14 protein-coding genes and 1 pseudogene are annotated in these 13700 nt (G+C 68.8%); 8 read left to right on the top strand and 7 right to left on the bottom strand.

Annotation, left to right across the window (positions count from 1 at the left end; translation table 11 throughout):
• Nucleotides 1–128 precede the first annotated feature (128 nt).
• Nucleotides 129–2096: an amino acid transporter gene (locus OG219_RS27425; RefSeq protein WP_266830775.1), complete on the top strand. Its 1968-nt coding sequence runs from the start codon at nt 129–131 to the stop codon at nt 2094–2096.
• A 139-nt stretch (nt 2097–2235) separates the two neighbouring features.
• Here the strand turns inward: OG219_RS27425 and OG219_RS27420 are convergent, their stop codons facing one another.
• The 4 genes from OG219_RS27420 to OG219_RS27405 form a co-directional block, all read right to left on the bottom strand.
• Nucleotides 2236–3651 carry a HAMP domain-containing sensor histidine kinase gene (locus tag OG219_RS27420; protein WP_323183303.1) on the bottom strand — a complete coding sequence of 472 codons (1416 nt, stop codon included), beginning with the start codon at nt 3649–3651 and terminating at the stop codon, nt 2236–2238.
• A gap of 62 nt (nt 3652–3713) precedes the next feature.
• Nucleotides 3714–4445, bottom strand: a complete 732-nt coding sequence (locus OG219_RS27415) for a response regulator transcription factor (RefSeq protein WP_266830771.1) — start codon at nt 4443–4445, stop codon at nt 3714–3716.
• Nucleotides 4446–4743: 298 nt separating this feature from the next.
• Nucleotides 4744–5466: a CE1759 family FMN reductase gene (locus OG219_RS27410; RefSeq protein ID WP_266830769.1), complete on the bottom strand. Its 723-nt coding sequence runs from the start codon at nt 5464–5466 to the stop codon at nt 4744–4746.
• Nucleotides 5463–6566: an LLM class flavin-dependent oxidoreductase gene (locus OG219_RS27405; RefSeq protein WP_266830767.1), complete on the bottom strand. Its 1104-nt coding sequence runs from the start codon at nt 6564–6566 to the stop codon at nt 5463–5465. The genes OG219_RS27410 and OG219_RS27405 overlap by 4 nt, the downstream gene beginning before the upstream one ends.
• A 128-nt stretch (nt 6567–6694) precedes the next feature.
• Between OG219_RS27405 and OG219_RS27400 the strand changes: the two genes are divergently transcribed.
• Nucleotides 6695–7504: an AraC family transcriptional regulator gene (locus tag OG219_RS27400; RefSeq protein ID WP_266830765.1), complete on the top strand. Its 810-nt coding sequence runs from the start codon at nt 6695–6697 to the stop codon at nt 7502–7504.
• Nucleotides 7505–7626: 122 nt separating this feature from the next.
• Here the strand turns inward: OG219_RS27400 and OG219_RS27395 are convergent.
• Nucleotides 7627–8522: pseudogene (locus OG219_RS27395) on the bottom strand (zinc-binding dehydrogenase).
• A 134-nt stretch (nt 8523–8656) separates the two neighbouring features.
• Between OG219_RS27395 and OG219_RS27390 the strand changes: the two are divergent.
• Nucleotides 8657–9058 (top strand): helix-turn-helix domain-containing protein, encoded by a 402-nt coding sequence (locus tag OG219_RS27390; protein ID WP_266830763.1) that lies wholly within the window; start codon nt 8657–8659, stop codon nt 9056–9058.
• A 195-nt stretch (nt 9059–9253) separates the two neighbouring features.
• Here the strand turns inward: OG219_RS27390 and OG219_RS27385 are convergent, their stop codons facing one another.
• Nucleotides 9254–9736: a hypothetical protein gene (locus tag OG219_RS27385; RefSeq protein WP_266836252.1), complete on the bottom strand. Its 483-nt coding sequence runs from the start codon at nt 9734–9736 to the stop codon at nt 9254–9256.
• A gap of 156 nt (nt 9737–9892) precedes the next feature.
• Here OG219_RS27385 and OG219_RS27380 point away from each other — a divergent pair, with 156 nt between their 5' ends.
• Nucleotides 9893–10228 carry a YnfA family protein gene (locus tag OG219_RS27380; protein WP_266456809.1) on the top strand — a complete coding sequence of 112 codons (336 nt, stop codon included), beginning with the start codon at nt 9893–9895 and terminating at the stop codon, nt 10226–10228.
• 45 nt (nt 10229–10273) lie between these two features.
• On the opposite strand, the gene OG219_RS27375 is transcribed toward OG219_RS27380, so the two are convergent.
• Nucleotides 10274–10714, bottom strand: a complete 441-nt coding sequence (locus OG219_RS27375) for an ester cyclase (RefSeq protein WP_266830761.1) — start codon at nt 10712–10714, stop codon at nt 10274–10276.
• 187 nt (nt 10715–10901) lie between these two features.
• On the opposite strand from OG219_RS27375, the gene OG219_RS27370 reads away from it, so the two are divergent.
• The 4 genes from OG219_RS27370 (at nt 10902) to OG219_RS27355 (ending at nt 13685) form a co-directional block, all read left to right on the top strand.
• Nucleotides 10902–11669: an SDR family NAD(P)-dependent oxidoreductase gene (locus OG219_RS27370; protein ID WP_266830759.1), complete on the top strand. Its 768-nt coding sequence runs from the start codon at nt 10902–10904 to the stop codon at nt 11667–11669.
• The gene (locus OG219_RS27365) at nt 11669–11851 is read left to right on the top strand and encodes a hypothetical protein (protein ID WP_266830757.1); all 183 of its coding nucleotides are present in this window, start codon (nt 11669–11671) and stop codon (nt 11849–11851) included. Before OG219_RS27370 ends, OG219_RS27365 begins: the two co-directional genes overlap by 1 nt.
• Nucleotides 11852–11904: 53 nt before the next feature.
• Nucleotides 11905–12666, top strand: a complete 762-nt coding sequence (locus OG219_RS27360; RefSeq protein ID WP_266830755.1) for a tyrosine-protein phosphatase — start codon at nt 11905–11907, stop codon at nt 12664–12666.
• Nucleotides 12667–12884: 218 nt separating this feature from the next.
• The gene (locus OG219_RS27355; RefSeq protein ID WP_266836251.1) at nt 12885–13685 is read left to right on the top strand and encodes a hypothetical protein; all 801 of its coding nucleotides are present in this window, start codon (nt 12885–12887) and stop codon (nt 13683–13685) included.
• Nucleotides 13686–13700: the final 15 nt, after the last annotated feature.

Below are 13700 nucleotides of genomic sequence, written 5' to 3'. Positions count from 1 at the left end.
GACGTTCCGGAGACGTTCCTCCCAACATGCGCGAGACCCTGGGCCTGTGGATCACTGGTTGCATACGCTGGCCCCGCCGTCCGCGTATTGGCCGGAACCCTTCGCTTGGCAGCACGTCAGGAGCGCCGATGGCCACCGCCGACAAAGACGCCCGTACGAGCCGCCCTCGCGCGAGCCGTCTGCGTACGTGGATGCTGCAGGGCCTGTCCGACATGGGCAAGGGCACCCAGCGGCAGCAGGCCGAGCCGGAGCCCGTGCACAAGGGGCAGCCCTGGTGGCGGGTGATGTGCCTGACCGGCGTCGACTACTTCTCCACCCTGGGCTACCAGCCCGGCATCGCGGCGCTGGCGGCCGGCCTGCTGTCCCCCGTGGCCACCATCGTGCTCGTCATCGTCACCCTTGCGGGCGCACTCCCCGTCTACCGCCGAGTGGCCGAGGAGAGCCCCCACGGCCAGGGCTCGATCGCAATGCTGGAACGGCTGCTGACGTTCTGGAAGGGCAAGCTCTTCGTCCTCACCCTGCTCGGCTTCGCCGCGACCGACTTCCTGATCACCATCACCCTGTCGGCGGCGGACGCCTCCACCCACCTGGTGGAGAACCCGCACCTCACCGAAGCCCTGCACGGCAAGGAGGTGCTGATCACCCTCATCCTCGTCGCCCTCCTCGGCGCGGTGTTCCTCAAGGGCTTCCTGGAGGCGATCGGCGTCGCGGTCGTCCTGGTGGGCCTCTACCTGGGCCTCAACGTCGTGGTGACGATCGCGGGCCTCTGGCACGTGGTCACCGAGGGCCACGTCATCACCGACTGGTCCACCGCCCTGACCGCCGAACACGGCAACGTCTTCGCGATGATCGGCGTGGCCCTGATCGTCTTCCCGAAACTGGCCCTCGGCCTCTCCGGCTTCGAGACGGGCGTGGCGGTCATGCCACACGTCGAGGGCGAGCCCGGCGACACCGAGGAGAAGCCGACCGGCCGCATCCGGGGCACGAAGAAGCTGCTCACGGTCGCCGCCGTGATCATGAGCGTGTTCCTGATCGCGACCAGCTTCATCACCACGCTGCTCATCCCGGAGAAGGAGTTCGAGTCGGGCGGCGAGGCCAACGGCCGCGCGCTGGCGTACCTGGCGCACGAATACCTCGGCAACGCCTTCGGCACGGTCTACGACGTCTCGACCATCGCCATCCTGTGGTTCGCCGGCGCCTCCGCCATGGCGGGCCTGCTCAACCTCATGCCGCGCTACCTCCCCCGCTACGGCATGGCCCCGCACTGGGCACGCGCCGTCCGCCCCATGGTGATCGTCTTCACCCTCGTCGCGTTCCTGGTCACCTGGATCTTCGACGCCGACGTCGATGCCCAGGGCGGCGCGTACGCCACCGGTGTCCTCGTCCTCATCAGCTCCGCCGCCATCGCGGTCACCATCGCCGCGCGCAAGGCCGGCCAGCGCAACTGGACGATCGCCTTCGCCGTCATCTCGGCGGTCTTCCTCTACACGACCGTCGTGAACATCATCGAACGCCCCGACGGCGTCAAGATCGGCGCCTGCTTCATCGCCGCGATCATCCTCGTCTCGCTCCTCTCCCGACTCGCCCGCGCCTTCGAACTGCGCGTCACCCACGTGACCCTGGACACCATGGCGGAGCGGTTCGTACGGGACATCGCGAGCCGCCGGGCCCGCTTCATCGCCAACGAGCCCGACAACCGCGACATCACCGAGTACCGCGAGAAGATCGAGCAGATCCGGGCCGACAACGACGTCCCCTCCCAAGAGGACTTCGTCTTCGTCGAGGTCACCGTCCTCGACGCCTCGGAGTTCGAGGCGGGCCTGAACGTACGAGGCGAAGTCATGCACGGCCGCTACCGCGTCCTGACCCTGGAGTCCTCCTCCATCCCCAACGCCCTCGCGGCCCTCCTCCTCTACGTCCGCGACACCACAGGCCAGACCCCCCACATCTACTTCGAATGGACCGAGGGCAACCCCTTCACCAACTTCCTCCGCTTCTTCCTCTTCGGCCAGGGCGAGGTGGCCCCGGTAACCAGAGAGGTCCTGAGGGAGGCAGAACCGGACAGGGCACGGCGGCCGAAGGTCCACGTCGGCTAGAGACAAGGTTTCAGCCCGGCCGCAGATCTTTCAGCCCGTCCGGCGTTTGAGGACGAGCGCGCAAGCGCGACAGGGGGGTCTGGGGGCGCAGCCCCCAGGAACGGGACGGGAAGGGGCGGAGGGGGCGAACCCACCCCCGTCACCCCCCACCTCCCGCACCCTCCCCGTCCTCCCCACCCACCGTGAACCCGATAACCACCCCACCCCCGTCCCGCCGATAGGCGAACGGCACTCCCCCATGCCCCGCAGCAACCTCCCGCACGATGGAAAGCCCCAGCCCGGACCCAGGCAGACTCCGCGCATCAGCGGCCCGATAGAACCGGTCGAACACCCGCTCCAGATCCCCCTCACCGATCCCGGGCCCCCGGTCGAGAACCTCAACCCGAACACCCCCAGCCCCAGCCAAGCCCCCAGCGACGACGACCTCGATCACCGCCTCCCCACCCCGATCGAACTTGACCGCGTTCTCCACCAGGTTGGACACCGCCCGCTGCAGCGCGGTGGGCCGCCCGTCCACCTCCACGTCCCCACTCACCCGCACAACGATGTCCCGCCCACTACGCCGCCGCGCAACGACCGCAACATCCTCGGCAAGCTCCCCCAGATCAACCCGCCGCACCGGCTCGGTGTCGGACCGCCCCGCCGCGAGAGCCACCAACTCATTGACGAGATCGGTAAGTTCACGGGACTCGAGGGCAAGGTCGGCGACGAGTTCCTCACGCGCGGCGGGAGGGAGTTCGTCGATGCGCCGGAGCATGGAGATGTTCGTACGGAGCGAGGTCAGCGGCGTACGAAGCTCATGCCCCGCGTCCTGGACCAGCCGCCGCTGATCCTCCTCGGACTGCGCGAGCCGCCCGAGCATCCGGTCGAAGGACCGCCCGAGCCGGGCCACCTCGTCGTACCCGGCGACCGGCACCTGGATCCCCAGCCGCCCGGTCCGCGCCACGTCCTCCGCGGCCCCCGCGAGCCGCACCAGCCGCCGGGTGATCCGCCGGGCCAGCCACCACCCGAACAAACCGGAGGCGATCACGACGGCGGCGACGAGCAGCACGGTCCGCTGCTGAAGCTCGTTCAGGAGGTCCTCGGTGTCACTGAACTCCTGCGCGACCTGGACAGCTCCACGCCCGCCCCCGAGCGCGACGGTCGCGACCCGGTACCAGTTGCCGCCGACCTCGACCTCCTTGTGCTCGGCCAGCGTCCCCGCGGCCGAGGCGTCGGCGGCCTGCCGGTCGACGGCGGCGACGGGCAGCGCAGGATGCCCGCGGTCGACGACGGCACCGCCCGGCCCGAGCACCTGTACGTCCGTACGGCTGGGCCGCACGATCTTGTCGAGCGCCCCGGCATGACCGGGATCGGACTGAGCGAAGTCCCCCGGCTCCAACACCTGCTCGCGCACCTCGACCTGCAGGTCCTGCACGACCCCGGCGAAGACCGTCTGCTGGTCCACGCGTACGAGCCGGGCGGCGGCGTCGTAACTCAGAAACCCGACGAGAACGGTGACGGCGGCGGCCACGGCCGCGAAGGACAGCGTGAAGGTGGCCCGCAGAGAGGACACCCGCCGAAGGCGAACCCGGGACAGCCATGCGGGGATTCGCCCGGGGAATCTCCGAGGCACCCTCAGTCCTCCCTCAGGACGTACCCCACACCCCGCACCGTGTGGATCAGCCCCGGCGCCCCCGGCTCCTCCAGCTTGCGCCGCAGATACCCCACGTACACGGCGAGATTCTTCGAGCCGGGCCCGAAGTCGTACCCCCAGATCCGGTCGTAGATCGTGGAGTGGTCAAGGACTATCCCCGCGTTACGGACGAGCAGCTCAAGCAGCTCGAACTCGGTCCGCGTCAGGTCCACCTCCCGCGCCCCGCGCCAGACCCGCCGCGCCTGAACGTCCATCCGCAGCCCGGCCGCGACGACCTGCCCGGAAGTCACCAGCGGCTCCTGGGGTCCCTTCGCGGCCGGTACGTCCATGAGGGGACCGTCTCCGCCACCCGTACGGCGCAGAAGCGCCCGCAAGCGTGCGAAGACCTCCTCCACGTCGAAAGGCTTGACCACGTAGTCGTCGGCCCCCGCGTCCAGCCCCGCGATACGGTCCGCGGTCTCCACAAGCGCGGTGAGCATCAGAATCGGCGTCCGGTTCCCCTCCGCACGCAGCACCCGGCACACCTGCAGCCCGTCGATCCCGGGCATCATCACGTCAAGAACCAGCACGTCGGGCGGCGTCCGATGGGCCTGCGCAAGAGCCGCCACCCCATCGGCGACGGCCGTCACCTCATACCCCTCCAGCGCGAGCGCCCTCTCCAGCGCATGACGGATGGCACGATCGTCCTCGGCAAGCAGCACATTCTGGGGCACCCCACCAGTCTGCCTGGCACCTGGCCACGCACCACCTGATGAGGGAGGGCAGGGGCCCCTTCTTACCGGCCTCTCACCACGCCGTTCCAGCCCGTCCGGCGTTTGAGGACGAGACGGTGCCATCCCGATCCCCCACCCGCCCGTGGGGGCTGCGCTCTTCAGCGCGGGGTCGGGGAAGGTCCTTTCAGCCCGTCCGGCGTTTGAGGACGAGGCCGTCAGGCCGAATGCGGGGGTCTGGGGGCGCAGCCCCCAGGTACGGGACGGGAAGGGGCGGAGGGGGCGAAAAACCCAGACTTCCCTACGCCCGCAGCGCCGCAAGCTGCTGCTCGAAGGGCACGACTTCGAACCCGCCCCCACTCACACCGGGGCCCGCAGCCCGGACGCCCCCGCTCTGGGCCGGCACTTCCGGGACGGAGGCGGACGCGGACACGGACGCGGACGCAGGCTCGGACTCGGGCGCACCCGCAGCCTCCCCCCGCTCCCCACGCACAGCGCCCCCCGCCAGCCCCACCATCAGCCCCGCCAACTCCCCCGCAGCCCTCTCGATCCGCGAGGCCAGCCCCTCCGCACCCCAGTCCTCCGAAGCCGCATACACAGCGGTCGGCACGACCACGGCCCGCAGATAGGCGAAGAGCGGACGAAGCGCGTGCTCCAGCACGAGCGAATGCCGCGCCGAACCCCCGGTGGCCGCGATCAGCACCGGCTTCCCGGCGAGCGCGTCCTTGTCGCTGACGCTCAGCACATCGAAGAAGGACTTGAACAGCCCGCTGTAGGAGGCGGAGAAGACGGGCGTGACGACAATGACCCCGTCCGCCGCCGACACCGCGTCGAACGCGGCGGCCAGCGCCCGCCCAGGGAACCCGTTCGTGAAGTTGTGGGCGATCTCGACGGCCAGGTCGCGCAGTTCGACGACCTGGACGTCGGCGGAGGTCTCACGAACCGTAGCGGCGGCCAGCCGATCGGCAAGGAGCCGCGTGGAGGACGGAACACTCAGCCCCGCAGAAACAACAACGAGCTTCATACGACACTCACCCCTTCCGAGGTCTCCGAAGCGGCGGCGGCCAGCAGCGACTGGTGGGTCGGCGCGTCCGGCACCCCGGCCGGACGCCCCTTCGCGAACTCCTCGCGCAGCACGGGCACGACCTCCTCGCCCAGCATGTCGAGCTGCTCAAGCACGGACTTCAGCGGCAGCCCCGCGTGGTCCACCAGGAACAACTGCCGCTGGTAGTCACCGGCGTACTCCCGGAAGGCCAGCGTCTTCTCGATCACCTGCTGCGGCGAACCGACGGTCAGCGGCGTCTGGTCGGTGAAGTCCTCGAGGGACGGCCCGTGCCCGTACACCGGTGCGTTGTCGAAGTACGGCCGGAACTCCCGTACCGCGTCCTGCGAGTTGTGCCGCATGAACACCTGACCGCCGAGCCCCACGATCGCCTGCTCGGCCGTCCCGTGCCCGTAGTGCGCGTACCGCTCCCGGTACAGCTCGACCATCCTCTTCGTGTGGTCGGCCGGCCAGAAGATGTTGTTGTGGAAGAAGCCGTCGCCGTAGTACGCGGCCTGCTCGGCGATCTCCGGCGAGCGGATGGAACCGTGCCAGACGAACGGCGGTACGCCGTCCAGCGGCCGCGGGGTCGCGGTGAAGGACTGCAGCGGCGTACGGAACTTGCCCTCCCAGGTCACCACGTCCTCGCGCCAGAGCCTGTGCAGCAGCGCGTAGTTCTCGATGGCGAGGTTGATGCCCTGGCGGATGTCCTTGCCGAACCACGGGTAGACCGGGCCGGTGTTGCCGCGCCCCATCATCAGGTCGACCCGGCCGTCCGCGAGATGCTGGAGCATCGCGAAGTCCTCGGCGATCTTCACCGGGTCGTTGGTGGTGATGAGGGTGGTGGAGGTGGAGAGGATCAGCTTCTCGGTCTTCGCCGCGACATAGCCGAGCATCGTGGTGGGGGACGACGGCACGAACGGCGGGTTGTGGTGCTCACCGGTCGCGAAGACGTCCAGGCCGACCTCCTCGGCCTTCTGCGCGATGGCGACCATGGCCTTGATGCGCTCGTGCTCGGTCGGCGTCCGTCCCGTCGTCGGGTCCGGTGTCACATCGCCGACGCTGAAGATCCCGAACTGCATGGTCGCTCACCCTCCGCAGGTTGTTTACGATTCAACTATACCCGCTAACGGCACCCGCCACCGCCGTATTCCCGCCTCACCCATCCCCTATCAGCATCAATGTCAGTGCCCGGCCCTACGATCCCGACATGGCCGCCCCACGCCGCGACACCAGAGGCATCGTCGACGCCACGGAACTCTTCTCCCGGGTCCACTTCCGGCGCCGCGAACCCGCACCGCCCCTGCGCCCATACCTGGAGCACTACTGGCTGATCGACTGGGACCTGCCCCAGCCGTACGCCTCGCACGTCGTCCCGCACCCGTCCGTGAACATCGTCTTCCAGAAGTACGCAGGTCAGGACCCCTTCTCCGAAGTCGCCGGGATCGGCCTCGACCTGTTCACACAGAAGCTGGAAGGGCGCGGCAGGGTGTGCGGAATCCAGTTCAGGCCGGGCGGTTTCCGCCCCTTCGCACCGGAGCGGCCGGTGACGTCGCTCACGGGACAGCGGATCCGCCTCCCGGAGGTGCTCCCCGACTCCAAGGGCGCCGTCGAGGACGTACTCACCCCGGACGACGAGGAAGCACGCGTGGCCGCACTCGACGCGTTCCTCCTGAGCATGAACCCCCGGCCGGACCCCCAGGCCGACCTCGCCATGGCCCTCGTCGACCACATCCGCGCCGACCGCACGATCCGCCAGGTCGGCGACTTCGCCCACGCCCAGGGCATGACCGTACGCAGCCTGCAACGCCTCTTCGCCGCGTACGTGGGGGTCGGTCCGAAGTGGATCATCCTGCGGTACCGCATCCACGAAGCGCTCGAACAGGCGGAGGCCTCCGACACGGTCGACTGGGCGGGCCTGGCCGCCGACCTGGGCTACGCCGACCAGGCCCACCTGGTCCGGGACTTCACGTCGACGGTGGGGGTGCCGCCGACGGCTTATGCGCGGGGGGTTCGCTGAGGGGTGGGGGGGCGCGCCATGGGGTTTTTCGCCCCCTCCGCCCCTACCCGTCCCGTCCCGTCCTCCTGGGGCTCCGCCCCAGACCCCGCTCCTCAAACGCCGGAGGGGCTGAAATCAGAGGTCTACGGCACGAGAACCAACCGCCCCCGCACCCCACCCTCCGCCAACCGCGCATGCGCCTTCGCCGCGTCCTCCAGCGGAAACGTCTCCGCGACCCGAGTCGTCAGCACCCCCTCATCCACGAGCGCCACCAGCTCCGCGAGCCGAGCCCCATCGGGGGCCACCTCGACGGCATCGGTCCGCACCCCTCGCACGGACGCCGGCTGAGCATGTGGAATGACGCCCACGAAAACGCCCCCGTCCCGCACCCACTCCAACGCCGTCTCCCCCAGAATCGCCGCGTCCAGCACAGCATTCACGCTCCCGGCCGCAAGCTCACCCTCACCCGACACGAAACGGCCCGCCCCCAACGACCGTACGAACTCCTCATCGCCCTCCCGGGCCAGCGCGGTCACGGCCAGCCCCCGCCGGACGGCGAGCTGAACGGCGTAACCGCCCACCGCCCCCGCCGCACCCGTGACGAGCAGGCTCTGCCCCGCTTCCAGGGCCAGCAGATCGAGCGCCTGCACGGCGGTGAGGGCGTTCAACGGCACGGTCGCCGCGTGCGCCGCGTCGACGGAGACAGGCGCGACAGCCACCGCGTCCGCGTCAACGACGACGTAATCAGCATGCGCACCAAGGGACTTGGAAACCCCGTACGAAAGCGCCACCACCTCCTCCCCCACCGTCCACGCCACCGCGACACCCGCCGCGTCGACGGTCCCGGCGACATCCCAGCCGAGCCCGAGCCGCTTGCCCGCACCCCGAAAACGCCCGCGCGCACCCCCGCGTCGGCCGGGTTGAGCGCGGCGGCCGCGACCTTGATCCGTATCTGGCCGGCACCCGGCTCCGGGACGGCCGTCTCGACGATCTCCACGACCTCCGGCCCACCGAACGCCGTAACAACTGCTGCACGCATGTCAACTCTCCCCACCAACAGGCGATTTACCCGGGTAGCTTCCGATATCCACCCGGCAGCAAGAACCCTAGGAAGAGTTACTCTCTTTCAGTAAGTAGGCACTTCAAGGTGCGTACGTCACCCGGAGGTGAGCCATGGCGACCACGACCGCGGCCCAGCGGCGCGAACAGGCACGCGTCGAATACGACGCGTTCATCAAGAGCTGCCCCACCAACCAGCTCCTCGACCGCATCAGTGACAAGTGGGTCAGCCTCGTCGTCTGCGCCCTCACCACCGGCTCGATGCGCTACAGCGACCTCACCCGCAAGATCGCAGGCGTCAGCCCCAAAATGCTCACGCAGACCCTGCGCTCACTGGAACGCGACGGCATCGTGACCCGCACGGTCACCCCGTCCGTACCGGTCCGAGTCGACTACGAACTAACCCCCCTGGGCACCAGCCTCAGCCACCTACTAGCCGCCGTGAAGGCCTGGGCAGAACTACACATCGAGCAGGTCAACAAGGCCAGAGACCAATACGACACCGCCCCGTCCTGACTGCGCGCCCCCACCGCCCCGCACCCGCGACACGACGGAAGGGGTCGTGCCGGTACATCAAATGCCCGTCGCATACGTGGTCACAGCCAACCCAGCCATGCAAGCAACAGAAGTGTCCATCACGCGACGGGCGGATGTACCGGCACGACCCCGACCCCCCACAGACCCGCAGGCGCCCCCGCACAAAGCGCCCCGCTAGAACACGTACGAGTCCCCCGTATCCAGCACCAACACCCGCTGCCGGTCATTCCCGGAATTACGATCCACCGCACCCCCACCCCACACCGTGTCGAACTCCACGGTCACCTCGGCCGGCGCCCCCCGCAGCCGTACCCCCAGCCTGATCTCCTCCCCCAGCCCGTCCGCCGCCAACGCCCCCGTCCGGCACACCACAGCCCGCGCCTCGGCCCGCGCACACCCGTCCGGCAGACTCTGCCGATCCGCGAGAGGGACCGACCAGCGCAGCCGAACGGTCGCATCCGGGACAGCGCTGGGCCCGTGGTTCCGCGGAGTCAGCCGTACGTCGACACGGCCGTCCGCCATGGACACGTCCCCGTGGTAGGCGAGATCGGCCTCCGGAGCGAGGCCCACGGAACCGGCGGCAGCAGCCCAGCCCGCCCCCACCACCAGCCCCGCACCGGCACTCACCGCACACAGCACCCGCGTCAGCGTTCGCATCCCCATGAGATCATTTCCTTCACTCGACCGGTCACCCGTCACGGGATGTATCCCACCTCTGCCCGCTGCCAGGCGCCGTCCATCAGGTGACGTAACCCCCCGCGAACCCACGCGGACCCCGCGAACCTCCGCACACGCCCATGCAAAAGTGACCGCATGCTGATCGCCCGCTCCGCCGCCCTCTTCGTCCTCGCCGCACTCTTCGAGATCGGCGGCGCATGGCTGGTCTGGCAGGGCGTACGCGAGCACCGCGGCTGGCTGTGGATCGGCGCGGGCGTGATGGCCCTAGGCGTGTACGGCTTCGTGGCCACACTCCAGCCGGACGCCGAGTTCGGACGCATCCTCGCCGCGTACGGCGGCATCTTCGTCGCGGGGTCCATCGCATGGGGGATGGTCGCGGACGGCTACCGGCCGGACCGCTGGGACGTCACAGGCGCACTGATCTGCCTCGCGGGCATGGCAGTGATCATGTACGCACCGCGGGGCAACTGAGGAGGCGCCCCTTCACAGATCGCAGGTCTTCAGCGCCCCCAGACCTCAGGACGACGAAGTCAGCTCGGGCAACAACCCCAGCTGCCCCAGGAAATCCATCTGATCGAAGTAGAGCCGATAGCTGACGATCCGACCGTCCTCGACGGTCGCGATGTCGCAGCCGCGGATCCTGACCCTCTTCCCCGTAGCGGGCAGCGACTCCCCGGAGGGCAACGGCAGCGGACCCGTGTTCGTCCCGTTGTAGTACCCCTCGTCGATGGCGGTGTCGCCGACCTCGACCGCGTACACCGACTCGTACGAGGCACCGGTGACCGAGTCCGTCATCTGACGCCAGTAGTCGACGATGTTGTCGCGCCCGTGGATCTCTCCGGCGTCGGGTGTGAAGGCGACCGCGTCCACCGCGTACAACTCGGCGACGGCCTTGAGATCCGGGGTCGAGGTGAGCGCCTCGGTGAGCCGGTCCATGACCTCACGTGCCTGTCCCATGATCCACCTCCTGAGCAGGGGATCACCCACTCCAGTTTCCCACGCGGGGCAGTTCCGGGCCCGTCCGAGAACCGGGCCACCAACCGCCCGGACACCCGGCCCGCCTATCCTGATCCGGGGCGCCCGATCCGCCCCACCTTCACCCCGCCCAGCCAGCCCCACCCCGCACCGCCCGAGGAGCAGCCGTATGAGCCCCGCCGCCGCGTCCCGTATCGCCGTCGTCACCGGTGCCAGCAGCGGCATCGGCGCCGCGACGGCCCGGCAGCTGGCGGCCGCGGGCTACCGCGTCGTCCTGACCGCCCGCCGCAAGGACCGCATCGAGGCGCTCGCGGAGGAGCTCAACGCGACGGGCCACCAGGCGGCGGCATACGCCCTGGACGTCACGGACCGCGCGGCGGTCGACGAGTTCGCCGGCGCCTTCAAGACGATCGGCGTCCTGGTCAACAACGCCGGCGGCGCGCTCGGCGCCGACCCCGTCGCGACGGGCGACCCGGCCGACTGGCGCCAGATGTACGAGACGAACGTCATCGGCACGCTGAACGTCACCCAGGCCCTGCTCCCCGCCCTGACGGCGAGCGGCGACGGAACGGTGGTCGTACTCTCCTCGACCGCCGGATTCAGCACGTACGAGGGCGGCGGCGGCTACGTCGCCGCCAAGCACGCCGAACACGTCCTCGCCGAGACCCTCCGCCTGGAGATCGTCGGCACCCCGGTCCGGGTCATCGAGGTCGCACCCGGCATGGTCAAGACGGACGAGTTCGCCCTGACCCGCTTCGGCGGCGACGAGGAGAAGGCCGCCAAGGTCTACGCGGGCGTAGCCCAGCCCCTCACCGCCGAGGACGTGGCCGACACCATCACCTGGGCCATCACCCGCCCCAGCCACGTCAACATCGACCTCCTCGTGGTCCGCCCCCGCGCCCAGGCATCAAACGCCAAGGTCCACCGGGAGTTGTGATGCCGGACACCCCCTCCAAGGACCAGGAACCAACACAGACCGAGGCCCATGCCCAGGAACAACGCCGCCTGACCCAGGAGAAAAAAGACGAACGCTACGTCTGGTGGTACCTCGCGTACTTCCTCTTCGGCATCCACATCGTGGCCTTCGTAATGATCTACGCGGTCATGCACGCGAAGTAGGCGACACCCGTGAAGTGATCACCGCTGGAGTGCGCCCGACGTACGCTCCCGCGGTGACCAGAACGAACAGACACATACCGTTCCATCGTCTGCACAACTTCCGTGACCTGGGCGGATACGCGACCTCGGACGGCCGAACAGTCCGCCGGGGACTCCTGTTCCGAGCGGACTCGCTGGGCAAACTGACCCCGGGCACGGAGGACTGGGACCGCTTCCTGGACCTCGGCATCCGCACAGTCGTCGACCTCCGCTACCCGTGGGAGATCGAGGCGAAGGGCCGAGTCCCGGAACACCCCTCCCTCAGCTACCACAACCAGAGCATCGAACACCGCCCGTACGACCAGGCGGCGTTGGGGCCGGACGTGACGACCGGCCCGTACCTGGCAGCCCGCTACATGGAGGTGGCCGGGGACGGCACGAAGGAAATCCGCGAGACGCTGGAGCTCATCGCGGAGGCGGCCGATTCGGCGGCCCCCCTCGTCTTCCACTGCGCCTCGGGCAAGGACCGTACGGGCCTGGTGGCAGCCCTGGTCCTGACCCTTCTGGGCGTCCCGGAACCCACAGTCGTCGAGGACTTCACCCTCACGGAGCTCGCCACCGCCCGCCTGATCACGGACTGGAAGACCACCAACCCGGACCGCGAACTCACATGGCCGGGCTACGGCCGGGCTCCCGCCGAGGTCATGACCGGGTTCCTCACCCACCTCAAGAACCGCTACGGCTCACCACAGTCCTACGTCACCAACACTCTCGGCCTGGACGCCACGTTCACGGAATCCCTCCGCGCAACGCTCCTTGAGAAGCAGCCCAAGTAACTCACAAGGGTGAACCGGATAGATCACCCATACGGCACCAGAACTCGCGATCTAGGCTCGCACCACAACATCAAAAACGACGGCCCTCGGCCGGGACTGCCATCCCGACCGAGGGCCTGACCAGCAAGGAAGGGACAAGCTTCCTCATGGCTTACTGCGAGCCTAACGCTCACCAGCTCACGCTGGACGACGCCCTCGGCGCCGACACAACGGGGTTCATGGACCTCGAAGACCCCAACTACGCCTACATGTTCGGTTTCTTGCAGGCCGATGGGCATCTCTCCCAGCAGTCCAGGCAACGAGGGCGCCTGACCGTGGAGATCAACGCGCGGGACATCGAGCTACTACGCGAGTTCCAGCGGCTGACGCCGTACAACAGCAGCATTACCGAGCGAGTCAGGTCCACGAACTTCGCCAAGAACGCCCGCTCGGCAACCTGGAGCCTGTGCTCCCTCGAAGCCAGGACCAAGATCAACCAACTCGGCCTGCCGTACGGCCGTAAGTCGAAGACGATCACGCCGCCTCGGGGCGAGTTCTCACGCCGCGACTACCTCCGGGGCGTCATCGACGCCGACGGTTCGGTGGGCTACACCGGGAAGGGCTTCCCCTTCGTCTCCCTCACCACAGCGAGCACGGCCATCGGCGCCTACCTCTGCCGCTACGCGAAGGGGGTCACGGGTGCCGAGCGGATCATCAAGCGAAATACCCGAGATGACATCTACAACGTCCTCTACACAATGGAGGTGGCCCAGAGCCTGGCAGCCCACCTCTACTACCCCGGCTGCCTATCCTTGGAGCGCAAGCGCACAGCCGCCGACTCGCTCACGACCTGGGTGCGCCCTGCCGACATGAGGGCCGCCTACACAAAGCGAACCTGGAATGAGCGCGAGGACCGCATTCTGCTGGAGCTCAACAGCCCGAAGGCCGCGGCAGAAGCGCTCGGCCGAACTACCCAGAGCTGCAACCTCCGCCTCTGGCGCCTGCGCACTGGTCAGGTACTCAAGCCGCGCGTTCAATGACCCAATGAGCGAGGT

The organism is Streptomyces sp. NBC_00038 (assembly GCF_026343635.1).
GTDB lineage: Bacteria > Actinomycetota > Actinomycetes > Streptomycetales > Streptomycetaceae > Streptomyces.
The sequence above is the reverse complement of the archived record's forward strand: the minus strand, read 5'-3'. Positions and strand labels throughout refer to the sequence as shown.